Origin of the sequence: Mesorhizobium sp. M0060, from assembly GCF_040323155.1 — a bacterium.
In the GTDB taxonomy this organism is placed as follows: domain Bacteria; phylum Pseudomonadota; class Alphaproteobacteria; order Rhizobiales; family Rhizobiaceae; genus Mesorhizobium.
The window spans coordinates 158,874-175,666 of sequence record NZ_JAMYUP010000006.1 but is presented as its reverse complement, the minus strand read 5'-3'; the positions used below and the strand labels follow the sequence as shown (position 1 = coordinate 175,666).

At 62.0% G+C, this 16,793-nt stretch carries 22 protein-coding genes; 10 read left to right on the top strand and 12 right to left on the bottom strand.

What is annotated here, in order from left to right:
* The 3 genes from NKJ94_RS09160 (at position 1) to NKJ94_RS09150 (ending at position 2,275) form a co-directional block, all read left to right on the top strand.
* Positions 1–711, top strand: coding sequence for an ABC transporter ATP-binding protein (locus NKJ94_RS09160; RefSeq protein ID WP_352524433.1), 711 nt, complete (start codon positions 1–3; stop codon positions 709–711).
* Positions 712–713: 2 nt separating this feature from the next.
* Positions 714–1,931, top strand: coding sequence for an ABC transporter permease (locus NKJ94_RS09155; protein WP_352524432.1), 1,218 nt, complete (start codon positions 714–716; stop codon positions 1,929–1,931).
* 101 nt (positions 1,932–2,032) lie between these two features.
* Positions 2,033–2,275 carry a hypothetical protein gene (locus NKJ94_RS09150; RefSeq protein ID WP_352524430.1) on the top strand — a complete coding sequence of 81 codons (243 nt, stop codon included), beginning with the start codon at positions 2,033–2,035 and terminating at the stop codon, positions 2,273–2,275.
* A gap of 11 nt (positions 2,276–2,286) precedes the next feature.
* On the opposite strand, the gene NKJ94_RS09145 is transcribed toward NKJ94_RS09150, so the two are convergent.
* Both NKJ94_RS09145 and NKJ94_RS09140 read right to left on the bottom strand, forming a co-directional pair.
* On the bottom strand, positions 2,287–3,003 hold the full coding sequence (locus tag NKJ94_RS09145; RefSeq protein ID WP_352524428.1) for a hypothetical protein: 717 nt from the start codon (positions 3,001–3,003) through the stop codon (positions 2,287–2,289).
* A 7-nt stretch (positions 3,004–3,010) separates the two neighbouring features.
* On the bottom strand, positions 3,011–4,123 hold the full coding sequence (locus NKJ94_RS09140; protein ID WP_352524427.1) for an endonuclease/exonuclease/phosphatase family protein: 1,113 nt from the start codon (positions 4,121–4,123) through the stop codon (positions 3,011–3,013).
* Between NKJ94_RS09140 and NKJ94_RS09135 the strand changes: the two genes are divergently transcribed.
* The 3 genes from NKJ94_RS09135 to NKJ94_RS09125 all read left to right on the top strand — a co-directional run bounded on the left by NKJ94_RS09135 (position 4,122) and on the right by NKJ94_RS09125 (position 5,371).
* Positions 4,122–4,259 carry a hypothetical protein gene (locus NKJ94_RS09135; RefSeq protein WP_352524426.1) on the top strand — a complete coding sequence of 46 codons (138 nt, stop codon included), beginning with the start codon at positions 4,122–4,124 and terminating at the stop codon, positions 4,257–4,259. The two genes, NKJ94_RS09140 and NKJ94_RS09135, sit on opposite strands and share 2 nt — an antisense overlap.
* A gap of 51 nt (positions 4,260–4,310) precedes the next feature.
* A complete protein-coding gene (locus tag NKJ94_RS09130) occupies positions 4,311–4,895 on the top strand; it encodes a BA14K family protein (protein ID WP_352524424.1) in 585 nt (194 codons plus the stop codon).
* Between the two features lie 191 nt (positions 4,896–5,086).
* Entirely contained in the window at positions 5,087–5,371 is a 285-nt protein-coding gene (locus NKJ94_RS09125) for a PilZ domain-containing protein (protein ID WP_352524423.1), read from the top strand.
* A gap of 11 nt (positions 5,372–5,382) precedes the next feature.
* On the opposite strand, the gene NKJ94_RS09120 is transcribed toward NKJ94_RS09125, so the two are convergent.
* The 6 genes from NKJ94_RS09120 to NKJ94_RS09095 form a co-directional block, all read right to left on the bottom strand.
* Positions 5,383–6,006 (bottom strand): hypothetical protein, encoded by a 624-nt coding sequence (locus NKJ94_RS09120; protein WP_352524422.1) that lies wholly within the window; start codon positions 6,004–6,006, stop codon positions 5,383–5,385.
* Positions 5,999–6,271, bottom strand: a complete 273-nt coding sequence (locus NKJ94_RS09115; protein ID WP_352524421.1) for a hypothetical protein — start codon at positions 6,269–6,271, stop codon at positions 5,999–6,001. Before NKJ94_RS09115 ends, NKJ94_RS09120 begins: the two co-directional genes overlap by 8 nt.
* Positions 6,272–6,295: 24 nt before the next feature.
* Complete coding sequence (locus NKJ94_RS09110) at positions 6,296–6,520, bottom strand: hypothetical protein (RefSeq protein WP_352524420.1); 225 nt, start codon at positions 6,518–6,520, stop codon at positions 6,296–6,298.
* Positions 6,521–7,023: 503 nt separating this feature from the next.
* On the bottom strand, positions 7,024–8,001 hold the full coding sequence (locus NKJ94_RS09105) for a DUF3592 domain-containing protein (protein WP_352524419.1): 978 nt from the start codon (positions 7,999–8,001) through the stop codon (positions 7,024–7,026).
* A gap of 155 nt (positions 8,002–8,156) precedes the next feature.
* On the bottom strand, positions 8,157–9,176 hold the full coding sequence (gene ilvC, locus NKJ94_RS09100; RefSeq protein ID WP_023676662.1) for a ketol-acid reductoisomerase: 1,020 nt from the start codon (positions 9,174–9,176) through the stop codon (positions 8,157–8,159).
* 22 nt (positions 9,177–9,198) lie between these two features.
* Complete coding sequence (locus NKJ94_RS09095; protein WP_352524417.1) at positions 9,199–9,852, bottom strand: TetR/AcrR family transcriptional regulator; 654 nt, start codon at positions 9,850–9,852, stop codon at positions 9,199–9,201.
* A 158-nt stretch (positions 9,853–10,010) separates the two neighbouring features.
* Here NKJ94_RS09095 and NKJ94_RS09090 point away from each other — a divergent pair, with 158 nt between their 5' ends.
* Positions 10,011–10,439: an anthrone oxygenase family protein gene (locus tag NKJ94_RS09090; RefSeq protein WP_352524415.1), complete on the top strand. Its 429-nt coding sequence runs from the start codon at positions 10,011–10,013 to the stop codon at positions 10,437–10,439.
* A gap of 37 nt (positions 10,440–10,476) precedes the next feature.
* Here the strand turns inward: NKJ94_RS09090 and NKJ94_RS09085 are convergent, their stop codons facing one another.
* The gene (locus tag NKJ94_RS09085; protein WP_352524414.1) at positions 10,477–10,929 is read right to left on the bottom strand and encodes a MarR family winged helix-turn-helix transcriptional regulator; all 453 of its coding nucleotides are present in this window, start codon (positions 10,927–10,929) and stop codon (positions 10,477–10,479) included.
* Positions 10,930–11,029: 100 nt separating this feature from the next.
* On the opposite strand from NKJ94_RS09085, the gene NKJ94_RS09080 reads away from it, so the two are divergent.
* Together NKJ94_RS09080 and NKJ94_RS09075 are read left to right on the top strand one after the other, a co-directional pair.
* Positions 11,030–11,335 carry a Rieske (2Fe-2S) protein gene (locus NKJ94_RS09080; RefSeq protein ID WP_352470198.1) on the top strand — a complete coding sequence of 102 codons (306 nt, stop codon included), beginning with the start codon at positions 11,030–11,032 and terminating at the stop codon, positions 11,333–11,335.
* On the top strand, positions 11,319–12,062 hold the full coding sequence (locus NKJ94_RS09075) for a glutathione S-transferase family protein (protein ID WP_352524413.1): 744 nt from the start codon (positions 11,319–11,321) through the stop codon (positions 12,060–12,062). The genes NKJ94_RS09080 and NKJ94_RS09075 overlap by 17 nt, the downstream gene beginning before the upstream one ends.
* Here the strand turns inward: NKJ94_RS09075 and NKJ94_RS09070 are convergent.
* The gene (locus tag NKJ94_RS09070) at positions 12,010–13,245 is read right to left on the bottom strand and encodes an FAD-dependent oxidoreductase (RefSeq protein ID WP_352524412.1); all 1,236 of its coding nucleotides are present in this window, start codon (positions 13,243–13,245) and stop codon (positions 12,010–12,012) included. The genes NKJ94_RS09075 and NKJ94_RS09070 overlap by 53 nt on opposite strands.
* 72 nt (positions 13,246–13,317) lie before the next feature.
* On the bottom strand, positions 13,318–13,728 hold the full coding sequence (locus tag NKJ94_RS09065) for a winged helix-turn-helix transcriptional regulator (RefSeq protein WP_352524411.1): 411 nt from the start codon (positions 13,726–13,728) through the stop codon (positions 13,318–13,320).
* 137 nt (positions 13,729–13,865) lie between these two features.
* On the opposite strand from NKJ94_RS09065, the gene NKJ94_RS09060 reads away from it, so the two are divergent.
* Positions 13,866–14,756 (top strand): SDR family oxidoreductase, encoded by an 891-nt coding sequence (locus NKJ94_RS09060; RefSeq protein WP_352524410.1) that lies wholly within the window; start codon positions 13,866–13,868, stop codon positions 14,754–14,756.
* A 43-nt stretch (positions 14,757–14,799) separates the two neighbouring features.
* On the opposite strand, the gene NKJ94_RS09055 is transcribed toward NKJ94_RS09060, so the two are convergent.
* Positions 14,800–16,719 (bottom strand): potassium transporter Kup, encoded by a 1,920-nt coding sequence (locus tag NKJ94_RS09055; RefSeq protein ID WP_352524409.1) that lies wholly within the window; start codon positions 16,717–16,719, stop codon positions 14,800–14,802.
* Between the last annotated feature and the right edge of the window lie 74 nt (positions 16,720–16,793).

Genomic DNA, 16,793 nt, shown 5'->3' with positions numbered 1-16,793 from the left:
GTGGCATCGGGCGCGATCACCCTCATAGGCTTCGAGAAGGTCTGGAAAAGCTATGGGCACGGCGAAGCCCGGGTGCACGCGCTGGCCGGCGTCGACCTCGCCATCAGGCGCGGCGAATTCGTCGCCATCATGGGCCCGTCCGGTTCCGGCAAATCGACGGCCATGAACATCATTGGCTGCCTCGATACGCCGACCGCTGGGACTTACAGCTTCGAAGGCATCGATGCCGGCCGTCTCGACCGCAACCGCCGTGCTCAGCTGCGCAATCTCTATGTGGGCTTCGTCTTCCAGGGCTATAATCTCTTGCCGCGCACTACGGCGGCGGAGAATGTCGAACTGCCGCTGATCTACCGCGGCGTTCGCGCCCGCGAGCGTCGCAGCCTTGCTATGCAGGCACTTGCCGAGGTCGGCCTTGTTGGCCGCGAGCATCATACGCCAGCCGAGCTGTCCGGCGGCCAGCAGCAGCGCGTGGCGATCGCCCGCGCCATCGTCACCAGGCCGACGCTGCTCGTTGCCGACGAGCCGACCGGCAATCTCGACACCGCACGCACGCACGAGATCATGGAGCTCCTGACGCAGCTGAACAGCGAGCTTGGCCTGACCATCGCCATGGTCACGCACGAAGCCGATGTTGCCGGCTATGCCCAGCGCACGATCCGTTTCCTCGATGGCCATGTCGCCTCGGATACAGCCAATCTCGAGATGGCCTAGCCATGATCTGGGAAACCGTCCGCCTCTCGCTCCGCTCCATCCGCCGCAACGTGCTGCGCTCGTTCTTGACGCTGCTCGGCATCGTCATCGGCGTTGCCGCCGTCATCGCCATGCTGACCATCGGCTCGGGCACCACCGAGAAGGTCAAGTCCGACATCTCCAAGCTCGGCAGCAACCTGCTCGTCATCCGTTCCGGCCGCCCGGCCGGGCCCGGCGGACCGGGAGGGCTCGACCAGGTAGTCCGGCCGCTGGGCGACAAGGATCTTGCAGCACTTGTCGCGCATCTGGACGGCGCGCGCGCGGTCTCGCCGGCCTCGCAAAAACAGGTGCGCGTCATTTTCGGCACCGAAAGCCTGACCTCGGGCGTCACCGGCACCGACAGCGCCTATCTCGATGCGCGCGACTGGAAGCTGGTTTCGGGCCGTCCGTTCAGCGATTCGGAAACCCGCTCGGGCACCGGCGTCTGCCTCATCGGCGAGACGGTGCGCCAGCAGTTCTTCGGCGCCGGCGACCCAGAAGGCGAGATCATCCGCGTCAACCGCACCTCCTGCAAGATCATCGGCCTGCTGGAACCAAAGGGCTATACCGGCTTCGGTCAAGACCAGGACAATGTCGTGCTGATGCCGCTTGCGGCCTATCAGCGTCGCATTGCCGGCAATCGCGACATCGAATCGATCTATGTCGCCGCCGACGACCGTACGCCAACCACGGTGCTGCAGCAGCGCGTCGAGGACATATTGCGCGACACGCGCCGCATCACGCCAGACCGTGACGATGATTTCTCGATCCGCGACATGACCCAGATTGCCGACGCCATGGCCAGCGCCACCACCACGATGACCGGCATGCTCGGCGCCGTCGCCGGCGTCAGCCTGCTCGTCGGCGGCATCGGCATCATGAATATCATGCTGGTCTCGGTCACCGAGCGCACGCGCGAGATCGGCATCAGGCTCGCCATCGGCGCCCACGAAAAGCACATCCTCATCCAGTTCCTGGTCGAGGCGACGGTGCTGTCGCTGCTTGGCGGCATCATCGGCATCCTGATCGGCCTGGCGCTGGCCGGCCTCGCCTCGGTGACGCTGACGATCCCGTTTGCGCCGAGCCCGGCGGTCATCCTGCTTGCCGTCGGCTTTTCCGCACTGATCGGCATGGTGTTCGGCTTCTTCCCGGCACTGCGCGGCGCCCGGCTCGACCCGATCGATGCGCTGAGGCACGAGTAGAGAGCGCCTCCAGACGCTGCCAATTTTTTATGCAGCCTGCCCTTGTCGCGGCACAATCTGCAATGATAGCAATGCTGTTGGGGATAAGGGGGGAATAATGGATGAGCAAGAAAGGGCGACTGGCTCTGGCGATGGTGATCGTCGAAGCCGCCTTGGCAGGGCTTTGGTGGAATTTGATCCGTTATGGGATGGACAATCCCGATCGCGTCACCCCTGACTTCCAGCAGGTTATTGGACAGACGATGGGAACGGCGATGGGCGCGCTCCTGGGTCTCGGCGCGCTCTTGTATTTTGTCGCTGCCCGCAACGACCGCAAGGCCATTGAAGGCAGGTCGCGACGTTAGAGTCGGATGTTCTAATCCCTGCTCGCAAAATGCCACTCTATCAGCGGCCCCATATGCGGCATCAGCCCGTCCGGCAGGTCGGCGGCATTGCGGATGATGACAGGCCCTTCGATTTCCGGCTCTGCCTCGGCGGTGACGAAAGCGCTGATCCGCTGCGCCAGGTCGTCGGCGGAAGCAGTCTCACGATAGCGGCGAAAGATCACCGTGCCGCTTGCCGTCGACAGGGCGTAATAGCGCCTGCCGCGTGTCGCGCCTGATAGATCGAGGCCGGTCTCTTCCCGCACCTCGCGGATCATGTTGAAGTCGACGTCGACAAGGCCGTCGCGGAAATCGGTTGGCTCGAATGAACCGGCGGCGAAGTAGATGCGCCCGGCATTGACCGTATGCGGCGCCATGCGGATCGCCACCAGCGCATTGTCGCCAGCGACCAGCATGGCGTGCGCGTAGGCATGTTCGGCGCCAGGCACCTGTCTATTGCTGCGCCAAAGCATGAAGGTCGAATAACGCACCGCATGGCAGTGGCCGACGAGGCGATTGTCGCGATAGCTGAGTGCGGAAAGCAGCACCACGGTGCCGTCGAAAAGCGCCGGCTTCGATGCGGTCTCACGCCGCCAGTTCGCCGCGATCGCCTCGGCATTATCGCGCTCGAACGGATGCGGGCCAGGATCGAGCCTGACGTCGATGGCATCGACCGGCAGGATGACGTTGCGCGGCAGATCGAAACTCACGCCTGTCTCACGCCATGCCGAGGGCAATTGCTACCGGGCAATGGTCGGATGCCTTCGGCCGGTCCCACCCGGCGCGTGGGAAGCGCTCGACCTCTTGGCCCGCCGGAAATATGGTGCGCCAAGGCTGCCCGTTACGGATGATATCGGGAACGGCGGTGGCGTTCTGCCTGGCTAGCGCCCTCGACAAAAGGATGTAGTCGAGCTGGCAGAGATGCCGCTCTTCCGGTCCGCGCGTGTGATAGAAAGTCCAGCGGTCCATTTCCGGCCGCCGCTCGACCGCGTTTTCGCAAAAACCGCCGGCAGTGAGCACGTCGATGCAGGACCGGGTCTCGTCGATGACCTCGAAGCGATGGCCGTCGAAAACATCGCCAGTGATCTTCACGCGCTGCCGGTAGTCGTTCATGTCGCCGCAGATTGCCCAGCGCTTGTCGGCGGCATGGTCCTTGCCGAAGCGCTCCTCGATGATCCGGCGCACCGCCTGCGCCTCGGCGATGCGCAGCGGCATTGTCGCCTCGCGGCCGTCGAGGCCGTTACGGGGCGAGCCCATCGACTTGAAATGCACGAGATAGAGCGTCAACGGCGCGCCACCCACGGTCACATCGACTTCCAGGCAGTCGCGCCGGAAGACGCGCTCATTGGCCTGATGCCCCAGCGCAGCCAATTCCGGCGTGTGCAGCCCGAATTGCTCGAACGTGACATAGGCGTAGCTGGTCATGCGCACGAATTCGATCGGCTGGCCCTGCGCGGTCTCGTTGCGCATCATCACGGCGACGTCGATGCCGCGCGAATCATTGCCGGCGGTGGTGTATTTCTGCCGGTAGCCTTGCCCCACCATCTTGAACAGATAGCCATATTCGAAGGCCTTCAGCGCCTCGATATTGTCGACCTCCTGCATGCAGATGATGTCGGCGCGGGTGGCCGCGATCGCCAGCGCCGTCAACTGCCGGGTGTCGTCGGACTGCGCGATGGCCCGCGCCTGCTCGAGCATCTTGTATTCGGCCTCGCTCTGGATGTCGAAAAGCGCCAGCGTGCGATCTTCGTTGAGCTGATTGCGGTATCCGGAATAATCAAACCTGTTCATCAGGTTTTCGACGTTGAAGGTGGCAAGGCGCAGCGACATGGCTTTGACCTTTGCCCGCAAGCGCGCCCGAAAACAAGGGCGCAGAAATCAGGCGGCTCTGATTGATCGCGCGTTCGCCATGGTTGACGGAACCTTTTTGTTCATCTTCCGTTCAGATGGAAAGTTCCATCAATAGGCCCTTCCCTGGGGTATTCTGGGCGTGGGGCCTGAATCTTCGGAGAGTGCGATGAAACCGCTCTATTTATCTTCTGTCAGATCCGGGCTGATGGCCCTCGGTCTGATCGCCGGCCTCTCGGCCCCCTCGCTTGCCGGGCCGATGCCCAAACCCCTGCTGCCGGTGGCGGGCAATGCCGCCGACATCGTGCAAATTCGTGAAGATTGGGCAGGCGGCAACGACAGGCAGATCTGGCGTTGGCGCAATCGCGGCTTTCGGCAATGGCACGGCGACAACGATTGGAGATGGCGGTCCAACAATTTCCGCGGCCGTCATTTCTCAAGACACTGGGACAATGGCGACTGGAACGACAGCTGGCGTTGGCGCCATCACCGCCGCCATTACCGCGGCGGTTACTACGATGATGGTGCCGGCGCCGCGATTCTTGGGCTGGGCCTGGGGCTTGGCCTCGGCAGCCTATACAACAACTACAACTACTACGATGCCCCCGCACCGCGGCGCTACTACCGGACACAGCGGCTTTCCAGCGCGCATGTCCAATGGTGCTACAATCGCTACCGGTCGTACCGCGCCTGGGACAACACGTTCCAGCCCTATAACGGGCCGCGCCAGCAATGCTACTCGCCCTATAGCTGAGCAGGCCGACAACAGACATCATCCGGCGCCGTGCTTCGCGGCGCCGTTTTTATTTGGGCTGCCATCCGCTTCCGGCAAAAGTCGCGATAATTCTCGCAGCTCTGCCGATGATAACGCTATGTTTATCAGGCAGGCCTAATGATTGGCGATCAGACCACCCGCGATGCGACGATCGCCAGGGATTGCGTGCGATGGCCGAGGACGAACAGAGGGACAAACACCGGCAGCGCGTCTTCAAGGGCGCGACGATCCTGACCGGCATGACCAATTCCGAGGTCACATGCACGCTGCGCAACATGCATGCGGGCGGCGCCGAATTGAAAGTCGCGATCGACGCGCGCGTGCCCGACGAGTTCCTGCTCTACGTGCCGACCGACGGCATCGCCTACAAGACGGTGGTCCGCTGGCGCCGTGATGACCGCATCGGCGTGATGTTTACCGGCACCCAACCAAAGCCCAGCTGGCATTACGGCTGAGATTCCCGGCTTTATCCAGGTGGCAGGATTTGCAGCGTCTGCTCGTCAAACAGCGGCTCTTCCTGGCCGACGCGAACGAATAGAAGCTTTCGCAGTTCGGGTGATTGCACCTCGAAATACTGAATGCCGTCCGGGGCTTCGCCCCATTCGCCGCACGGTGGTTCGCCGACCTCGTCAGGGTCGGCAACGGCTTTCAATTCCTCGCGATAGGCGGCATCGGGACTGAAGACGTATCGCATGGTTCCCGCGGGCGCGGCCCCTTCGGTGTAAGGCATGAGCACGCAACGTGTGCTGATAGCCTTCTCCGTCTTCTGCGAGAATATACGTCCCAACACAGCGTCAGCGGCTTCGCCGGGCAGCATATCGAAGACTTCGACGACGGGATCGGCCGGGCCGCCGTCGCTGTATTTGATGGCAAGAGCATTGCCGCCAAGCTCGAAATGGATTTGGCGAAAACCGAAATCACAGCGCTGCACCCAGGCCGCAAGCCCGACATCCCTGTCCGCCAGCCGTTCCCAGGTGCATTTGTCGACAGGCGGACGCGACGGCTTGCTTTGGTCGGCACGAGCCCCGGTGGCCATGGCCATAAGGACCGGCAGGGCGCAGATGCAAGCCGGCAGTCTCTTGCTATTCATCGCTGCAACCCGTCAAGGTAAAGGCATCCCAGGCTGAACCATCGGGATTGGCTTTGGCGAAATCGGGCCATTCGGTAAAAATCGCGCCGAAGTCAGGCAACAGCAACCCTGTCGGTGCCGGCGAGGCCTCGCGGGAGCTCAACTGCTCGGGACCGCCTGCGTTGAACGCATAGACCTGCCCGTCCCACACTCTGCACAGTCCGGTGCCGTCCTCGAGATCCGCCTCGCGATCATCGTCGGTGCAGGTGTGCCGGATCGTGCCCACAGGAAACGATTGCTTGCCATTGGTCTAGGTGATGTCCGACGGCAGACGAATGTCGGTATTCGGCACGATCAGCGAAAAGACCTCCGTCGTGAGCGCAGCCGGCTCGTTGTCGGTTGGCCGGAATTGTATCGTCGCCCCTGATCGCGGCTCGCGATAGGTCGCGTGGCTGAGTGAACATTCTGTTGCGTTCGCCGCTTGCAACAGGCTCAGCATGCTCAGAAAAATAGCTGCTGCTTTGCGGATGATCATTTAAGTTCCTTGGAGCAGCATCATTGTGAAGTTTGAGCATCGATGCTTTAGCATGGCCCAAGGTCATGGTCGAAAGAAAGAAATCGGTGATGCGAAATTCCATGATGATCATTTCGATCTGCGCATTTTTGTGCGGCCGCGCCTTCGCCGCGGAACCCTATGTGGGCACATGGTCCGGGGACAGATCGAACTGTACTGCCGTCGCGGATGTTCAACGCCAGACTGTCTACGCATTATACCCCGAGGCACTGTCGGTTCCTGCTTTCGGCTGCGAACACGCAACGTTTCGCAAGACACCCACAGGCTGGGTGGCGCGGGCCAGCCAATGCTACGGATCCGACCCGTCAGCCGAAGAGCCGTTCTCCCGTGTCATCCATGTTGTGGTCGACGGGGCGACGGTGAGATTGACATGGCCTGGCTTCGACAGCGGAGTTCTTGTCAGATGCTGACGACAGGTGTCCTCTTCCTCTGGATCTACAGCGTCTAGGACAGCAGCTTCAGCACTAGATCACCCCGATGAGCAGCGCGGCTCCACCGAGGAAGCCAACGGCGCAGACCCACAGGAGCCAAAGCCCGCTCACCCTGCATTCGAGAACCGCGGCAGCGGGATTGGCGGGATCGTAGTGGACCTCGACCTTGTCGCCCTCGAGGTAGCGCTGCGATTGACCGCTGACGAGGCTTGGCAGGGAAGCCGTCACGTTTGCGCCGAAAGCGATGCGATCGGCGGCGTAGCGCTGGCCGGCGACGCTATAGCTGTAGACGATGCGGGATTTGAAGACTGTTCGCCAGGGCCGATAGCCGCCTCCGGACCTGTCGCGGGTCTCAAATTTCTGCAGGCCCGAAAGATCGATGCGACCCGCAATGGTGGGCCATTTCGCGGCCTGCTCCGCCAGCGACTTCTGGGCAAAGCCCGTGCGCAGGACAAACAATCCCATGAACAGCAGCAGGGCCGCGGCGCCGAGGTTCTGCGGCTTGGGCAAATGCGGTCCGAGCGCTTCCAGGACGCCGCCGACGGAGAAGACCAGGACGAGCGCGCCAACCACCAGCCCGGCCGAAAGCTGGACCATGAACTTGAACGAGCCGTCGGGCATAGTGCGCTCGATCACGGCCTTGGCTGGATCGGCCGGATTGTAGAAGACGGTTACGCCAGCCCCGTTTGGAAATCGCGCAAGGATTTCCGCTACGGCGAAATTTCCAAGGTTCTCCCGCACGCTGTAGTGCGAACTGCGAAATTTCTTGCCGTTCACCTTGTATTCAAAGGTGATCGCCGGGAAGTTGCGCATCTCGGTCGACCCTCTGCTGTCCGAACCGGATCCCGAACTGGTCACCTCGCGAGCCTCGACTCGCGACGAGACGATCTTTCCCGGCGTCGGACACCAGCGGCTGACCGCCCTCACCTCCCTCCACTTCAGGGAGGTGACGAGGGAGAGCATGCCGGCAACCGCGCAGGCAAACCCGATCAACAGAAATTTGAGTTCCAACGCTCACCCCCAGGCAATTTGTACCGTACCCCGCGCAGGCATACCACGACGGTGAGAATAACGCGCCTGGTCAAAATCCTGTAACCAGCACATCTTCACGTAAAAGCCGGCGGATCGCTCCGCCGGCCGCTTTACGCAATTACTAAATTGCGATTTTAATTCTTGGCCTTGTCGACCAGCTTGTTCTTGGAAATCCACGGCATCATCGCGCGCAGCTTGGCGCCGACTTCCTCGATCTGGTGACTGTCGTTGTTGCGGCGGATGCCCTTGAAGCGCGACATACCGGCGCGGTATTCCTGCATCCATTCCGAGGTGAACTTGCCGGTCTGGATGTCCTTCAGCACGCGCTTCATCTCGGCCTTGGTCTCGGCGGTGATGATGCGCGGGCCCGAGACGTATTCGCCCCATTCCGCGGTGTTCGAGATAGAGTAGTTCATGTTGGCTATACCGCCCTCATAGATCAGGTCGACGATCAGCTTGACCTCGTGCAGGCATTCGAAATAGGCCATTTCCGGCGCGTAGCCGGCCTCTACCAGCGTTTCGAAACCGGCGCGGATCAATTCGACCAGACCGCCGCACAGCACAACCTGCTCGCCGAACAGGTCGGTCTCGCACTCCTCGCGGAAGTTGGTCTCGATAATGCCTGAACGACCGCCGCCGACGCCGCACGCGTAGGAGAGTGCCAAATCGAGCGCATTGCCCGAAGCGTCCTGGTTGACCGCGACCAGGCACGGCACGCCGCCGCCTTTCTGGTATTCGCCGCGCACCGTATGGCCTGGCCCCTTCGGGGCGATCATGACGACGTCGACCGAAGCTTTCGGCTCGATCAGGCCAAAATGCACGTTGAGGCCATGGGCGAAGGCGATTGCCGCGCCATCGCGGATGTTCGGCGCGATCTCGGATTTGTAGATGTCGGCCTGCAGCTCATCCGGCGTAGCCATCATCATCAGGTCGGCCCACTTGGCGGCATCGGCCACGCTCATCACCTTGAGCCCGTCGGCCTCGACCTTCTTGGCGGTCGCCGAGCCGGCCTTGAGCCCAATGGCGATATCCTTGACGCCGGAATCCTTGAGGTTGAGCGCATGCGCCCTGCCCTGGCTGCCATAGCCGATGATGGCGACCTTCTTGCCCTTGATCAAGTTGAGATCGGCGTCGCGATCGTAATAGACACGCATTTTTCTTCCTTCCCTTTTGGATTTAGCGGCCTTGCGGCCCGGTTTTTGCTCCATGAAGAGCGAGAAACTGCTGCGTCGCCCGGGCGGCATCGCCGCCGATCGCCACATCAGTCAATTCCAGCCGGTCGCCGAGCAGCAGGCGAATCTGCACGTCGCGGGCGACCAGTCCGAAAAAGGTGCGGAATGCCGCCTCCGCGTCCGAAAATTCGAGAAGCCCGGCCTGCCTGCCGGCTTCCAGCACCGGCTTCAGCCGCCTGGCCAGCGCGAACCGGCCGTTCTCCAGCACGATGGCGCCGAGATCGTCCTTCCCCGAACCGGCATGGCCGACCGCCACCCGGTTCAGCGCGATCGAGGTGTCGCTCGAAATTACCTTGAGCCAGTCCGAGGCGAAGCGCTCGAGGCTTGCCGTCAGCGAGGCGAGGTCGAGCCCCTTGCGGTCGACCGGCACTACCCGCACCTTGGACGCCTGCCATTGTACCGTTGCCGTCAATAGCCCGTCGCGATCGCCGAACCATTTGTAGAGCGTTTCCTTGGAACAGCTCGCCCGCCGCGCCACGGCGGTCATGGTCAACTGATCGCCCTCTTCGACCAGCAGGCGAAGGGCGGCGTCGAGCACAGCTTTCTGCCGCTCCGTCAGCGTCTCGCTGGTGTCGATGTCGTTCACAGCGTGCAACACAGTCTTTCCTCAGGAGGCAAACTCACCCGCAGTTCAGACACGAACTCGAAGGCGTACCGTACGTTACGGTTCTGCGTTATGGCGTATTGCCCGACCCGGCGCAAGCCCTTATTTCTGTAACGCGCTCCATACGGGGGGCATCACGGGAGACACGAACGATGCTCGCCGGATTGCTTGCTCTGACCGTTGCCGCGGCGTTCGCGGGTGCCGCAATCTATGTCAGCGTCGCCGAACAGCCGGCGCGGCTTCGCCTCGAGGACAAAGCATTGCTGCAGGAATGGCAGCCTTCCTACAAGCGCGGCGCCGCCATGCAGGCCTCGATCGCCGTCATCGCGTGTACTCTGGGCCTCGTCGCGTGGTGGCAGACCGGCAATCTCGCTTATCTGGCCGGCGCAGTGCTGATCATCCTGCCTTGGCCATGGACGCTGCTGGTGATGATGCCCGCAAATCGGTTGCTGGAGGCGATGGACGCGAACACCCTCAATCCTGAAGCTCGGACATTGATCGTCAAATGGGGCAATCTGCATCTTGTCCGCGTCTGGCTTGGCGTTCTGGCGACGCTGGCGTTTCTCTGGGGCAGTGCCTGACCTCGCAGATCCGCGCCATCTTCGGCACGAAGGTGTGTCACTCCATGACGGCCGGATGGCGCAGGCGCCCAAGCAGAACTGACAGCGCGTCGAGCTCATCATTGGAAAGCCGGGCGCCGACCAGCTCCGCGATCGACCGGCCGTAGATGGCCCACATGCGGCGGCGCGTCTCGCGCCCCTTGCCGGTGATGCGGACCGTTTGCCCGCGGCCGTCATCGGCAACCCTGAGCTTCTCGACCAGCCCGTCGGCTTCGAGCCGCGCCAGGAGCCGGGAGATGTTGTATTGCGCAAACAGGGTACGCTCGGTGAGTTGGAACGGCCGCAATCCGCCCTCACCTGCCTCGGCAAGCTCATGCAGGACGTCGTACCAGGCAAGCGACGGCAAGCCACTGTCCTCCAGCGCGTCCTCTGCTCTTTCCAACAGCTGGCGCGAAACCCGCATCAGGCGGGCCCAGGCCTTGATGGCTGGCGGTGAAGGAATCCCGGTCATGGTTGCAGCATAAGCGATAGATGCAATTGCATCAAGCTTGACGATAGATGCAAATGCATCTAGATAGATGCGGTCGCATCAATCGTGAGAAGCAATTCCGATGAAGCATGAAATCTGCAAGATCGCCGACATTCCGGAAACAGGCAGCCTGATCGCTCCATTTTTCGGCCGCGAGGTCCATGTCTACCGCAGCGGCGAACGTATCCGCGCCGCCGCCAATGTCTGCCTGCATTTCGGTGGCCCGCTCGACTGCAAGGACGGCAAGCTCGTCTGCCAATGGCACGGCGCCTCGTTCGACATGGCGAACGGTGATCGCCTCGAAGGCCCGGCGCCGAAGGGCTCCCGCCTGATGTTCCTCTCCACCCGCGTCGAGGACGGCGCCTTGAATTATGTCTGGGGAGAGTGAGACGACCGACAGGCTCACTCTCGTCAGCCACCATCTTTGTCCCTACGTGCAGCGCGCGGCGATTTCACTTCGCGAAAAGGGCGTGCCGTTCGAGCGCGTCGCGGTCGATCTCGCCAACAAGCCTGGCTGGTTCAAGGCAATATCGCCGCTTGGCAAGGTGCCGCTGCTTCGCGTTGAGCATGACGGCCAGGAAACGGTGATCTTCGAATCGCTCGTCATCCTCGAATTCCTCGAGGAAACCCAGACCAATCCGCTGCATCCGACCGGTGCCTACGCCCGCGCCCGGCATCGTGCCTGGATTGAGTTCGGCTCGGCAATCCTCAATGCCATCGGCCGCTTCTATTCAGCACTCACCGAAGCCGCCTTTCTAGCGGAAAGCGAGGCTATGTCGGCAATGTTCGATCGCCTGGAAGTGGAACTGGCGAATGGCGCGGCTGGACCATGGTTCGACGGCGAGCGTTTTTCACTGGTCGACGCGGTCTACGGGCCGATCTTTCGCTATTTCGACGTCTTCGACCGGATCGGCGATTTCGGCATCCTGGACGGAAAGCCGCATGTCCAGGCCTGGCGCGAGGTGTTGCACAAACGCCCATCCGTGAAGGGCGCGGTCGCTCCCGATTATCCGCAACGCCTCCATGCATTCCTGCAGGCGAAGGGCTCGCACCTTTCGAAACTCATTCGCCAAAACGATCCGGCCATAGCGCTTCCGCAAGCCCGATCGGCCTGAACGGATCAATCACCGTTCCTGTAACCATGGAAGCAAGAAACAGCGGCGCCGGTGGAATTTTCGCCAGCGTTGCCACCAGCCTGTCGCGGACGAACGGCATCGCGGTCGAATCCGACTGATAGAACGGCGTCAGCACCAGCGACAGCACCTGAAAGACCCGCACATGCCATCGCCGCGCCCGGACGTAAGCCTCCAGCGCAGTATCGATACGATCCGTTCCTATGAGCGCGTAGTTGAGCGCTGCTGCATCGAGTAGCGCCATGTTCGCGCCCTGCCCGAGCTGCGGGCTCGTCGAATGCGCCGCATTGCCGATAACAGCCAATCGCCGTCCGGCTGGCGTCTTCATCGTGTGATGGCCATAGCGCGCCAGCGAAAGCTGGTCGAAATTGTCGATCTGGTCGGTGAAGGCCGCGCATTCAGGCCACAGCCCGACCAATCTCGCCTTCCATGCCTCGAGGCCCGTTGCCCTTACCTGCTCGGCATCCGCCGGTTTCACGCTCCAGAAGAATGCCGCCATCTTTTCAGTATCCGGTTCCGGCCGGCCGATCGGCAGCACGCCGATCATCACGCTCGCTCTGTCGTAGCGCTGCAGCAGCGCATGCTCGTCGAAACCCTTACGCCAGCCGAGCGAGACCCAGAACGCGCCATAGGCGAGCGGTCGCGGTTCGCCCGGATTGTTCACGCACTGCCGCAATTTGGAGCGCGAACCGCTGGCATCCACTACCAGGTCGAACGGCCCTATCCTTCGTCCGTTGCCGCAGACCAATGTTGCCCGTTCGCCAGTTTCCAGCGTCTCGAGCTCGATACCTGTCTCGATGGTGATCGCTTGGCGCCGGACGGCGCGGAAAAGCACGCCGAACAGAGCCGCGCGGTGCACCGCCAGCCCGAAACGGCCGCCGCGCTGGGCATCGTAGCGGACGTCGAGCACTGTGCGGCCGGATCTGGCGTCAGCACCATGCAGGCGGTCTATGCGGCTGCCTAGCGCTAGTATGTCCTCAAGCAGGCCGAGATCGGCGAGCACCGTCAGCCCGGTCGGCTGCAGGATCAGCCCGGACCCGACCGGCTTTGGCTGCTCGAAGCGCTCGAAGACAGTAACCCGATGCCCGGCGTGCTTGAGATAGAGCGCGGCGGCAAGTCCAGCCGGACCGGCACCGGCAATCGCGATATCCAGAGAATTGCCCATTTGCCCGACCCAATCCAGGCCGGACAATCCTTTAGCGCTGTCCCTAAATCAAGCCGCCGTGTTCGTTGAGGCTCAGTCTTCGGCAGCGTCGAAGGCAGCACGCGCTTCACGCACCGCGCCGTGGTTGAGCTCGGCCCACTGCATCAATTGATGCAAGGGTCCGAACATCGAGCGCCCGAGATCGGTGAGGCTGTACTCGACGCTCGGCGGCTTGGTCGGGAACACCTGGCGATGCACATAGCCGTCGCGCTGCAGATCGTGCAACGTCTGGGTGAGCATGCGCTGTGAAATATCGGGCACCAGCCGACGCAATTCACCGAAGCGGTACGGCTTCTCGGCCAAGGCCATCATCAGCAGCGAACTCCATTTGTTACTGATGCCCTGGATCACATCGCGAATAGGGCAATCCGCAAGCTTTGCGCCACCGTTGCCGGCTTTGTAGATCTCGAGCTTCGATCTCAGATTGACGATCCTGCCGTCCATGGCTGGTTCCCTGGGTGTGCCTACCTCCCGCAAAACTGCCTTCTTTACGAGGGTCGGTCAATTCCTATTTTAGCGCTGGTCTCTTTTTGAGACTTACCTATGCAACCCGCCGCTTCGGCGCAACGTCAGGACATCTCATGACCGACACCCTTCTCGTCACCGGCGCCTCCGGCCAGCTTGGCCGCGGCGTCATCAATCATCTGCTTGACGCGCTGAAGGTCTCGCCTCAGCGCATCATCGCCGCCACCCGCAATCCGGAAAATCTGGCCGATCTGGCGGCCCGCGGCGTCACCATCAGGGCGGCCGATTTCGACGACACCGCATCGCTGGCCAGTGCATTCACGGATGCCGACAGGGTTCTGATCATTTCGACGGACGAGCTCGCCCTTCCCGGCAAGCGCCTGAAGCAACATGAGACCGCGGTCGCCGCCGCAAAAAGCGCGGGCGTTTCGCATCTGCTCTACACATCGATGCCCAATCCGGAGCCAGGATCGCCGGTGCTGTTTGCGCCCGATCACCACGGCACCGAGCAGGCGATCAAGACGAGCGGTATTCCCTACACCATCTTCCGCAACGGCTGGTATCAGGAGAACCTGTTCATGGCGCTGCCGCACGCCATCGCCTCGGGGCAGTGGTACACATCCGCTGGAGACGGCCGCATTGCCCATGGCGCGCGCGACGACATGGCAGCGGCGATCGCCGCCGGCCTCGCTTCGGGAGCAACCGAAAGCACGACATACACGTTGACGGGTCCGCAGGCCTATACGGTCGCCGAGATCGCGAGTCTCGTCGCCGAGGTTACCGGCAAGCCGATCGAAGTCGTCCAGCTTTCGGATGAAGCGCTGACCGAGGGATTGAAGGCAGCCGGCGTTCCCGAAGCCTTCGCCCCCATCATCGTTTCCTTCGACACCAACACCCGCTCCGGCCGCATCAGCATGGTGACCGACGCGGTCGAGACGCTGTCCGGCAGGAAGCCGCAGCCGCTGAAGCAATTTCTTGAAGCAAACAAGGCGGCTCTGGTGAGCTGAGCCTGACAAACGGCCGTGCCCTTGGAAGGGCACGGCCGTTTGTTCAGATAGCCACCTGAGTTCCGATCTCAACCACGCGTCCGGTCGGGATCTGGAAATATTCCGTCGCATCGGCCGCCGAGCGCGCCAGCCCGATGAACAGCTTGTCCTGCCAGACCGGCATGCCGGAATTGGGCGATGCCTTGAGCGAGCGTCGCGACAGGAAGAAGGATGTCGTCATGATGTCGAACTTCCAGCCCTGCTTGCGGCAGATCGCCAGCGCGCGCGGGATGTTGGGCTGCTCCATGTAGCCGAAGGTCAGCGTCACCCGCATGAACAGCTCGTTGACGGTCTCCATCTTGACGCGCTCGCTGTCGGGCACGACAGGCTGCGGTGCCGTCACCACCGAAAGGATGACGTTCTGCTCGTGCAGCACCTTGTAGTGCTTCAGGCTGTGCATCAGCGCGGTCGGCGCACTCAGCGGATCGCTGGTCAGGAACACCGCGGTGCCCGACACCAAATGCGGCTTCTTCTTCAGCAGATTGCCGGCAAGGAAATCCAGCGGGATCTCGTTCCGACGCGTCTTTTCGAACAAATAGCGGCTGCCGCGGATCCAGGTCCACATGGCCAGCACAATGGTGAAGGCCACCGCCAGCGAAGCCCAGCCGCCTTCGAACACTTTGACGATGTTCGAGGCAAAGAAGCCGATGTCGATGAACGCGAACAACACTGTCAGGGAGATGGCCAGCCAGAGCTGCCATTTCCAGATGCGGCTCATGATCACGTAGAGCAGCACCGTCGTCACCAGCATGTTGCCGGTCACCGAAATGCCGTAGGCCGAGGCAAGCTTGCTGGATTCACCAAAGCCGACCACCAGAAGCATCACCACCAGCGCCAGCAGCATGTTGACGCGCGGCATGTAGATCTGGCCGGACTGTCTTTCCGACGTATGCAGGATTTCCAGGCGCGGCAGCATATTGAGCTGCACCGCTTGCCTGGTCAGCGAGAAAGCGCCGGAGATCACCGCCTGGCTGGCGATGACTGTCGCAGCTGTAGCCAGGACGACCATCGGAATAAGTGTCCAGCCTTCGTTCATCTCGAAGAAAGGATGGCCGACCACTCCGTTTTTCGCCAGCACGAACGCGCCCTGCCCGGCATAGTTCAGCAGCAGGCAAGGGAACACGATTGCCAGCCAGGCGAGCACAATGGGCTTACGGCCGAAATGGCCGAGATCGGCATAGAGCGCCTCGGCGCCGGTGACGGCGAGGAAGATGGCGCCGATCGTCACGAAGGCAACGTCGGGTGAATTGATCAGGAACGCGACGATGTAATGCGGGCTGACCGCCAGCAGGATTTCCGGATCGGCGATGATGTGATTTAGACCGGAAAGACCAATGGCCAGGAACCAGACCGCCGTGATCGGGCCGAAGATCAGGGCGACGCCGCCGGTTCCAAACCGCTGTGCCGAAAACAGGATCGCCAGGATGACCAGCGTCAACGGCACCACATAGGGCTGGAAAGTCGGCGTGACGACATTCATGCCTTCGACCGCCGACAGCACCGAGATCGCCGGCGTGATGACGGCGTCACCGAAAAACAGCGAGGCGCCAACGATGCCGATGCCGAGGATCACCGCCGAGCGCGTCGGGAAACTGTTGCGTGCCAGCGCCATCAGCGACAGCACACCGCCCTCGCCGCGATTGTCGGCCCTGAGCACGAACATGATGTATTTGATGGTGACGATGATTGTCAGCGACCAGATGATCAGCGACAGCACGCCGAGGATGTCGCCACGGTTGGCGACTTCGCCTCCGGAAGATGCCACCAGTGCCTCGCGGAACGCATAGATCGGGCTGGTGCCGATATCGCCGTAAACCACGCCGAGTGCGCCCAGCATCAGCACTTTTGTGCTGTGCTGCTCGACCTCAGAATGGCTCGATTGTTCGACGGGTTCTGCCTCGTTACCAGTACTGGTAAGGGCCATGGACGACACTCCGATAAGCGGGCGGTGCTCTACGCTTGCTGCGCTGCAATATCAAGTGCCGTCACGTAATGTCT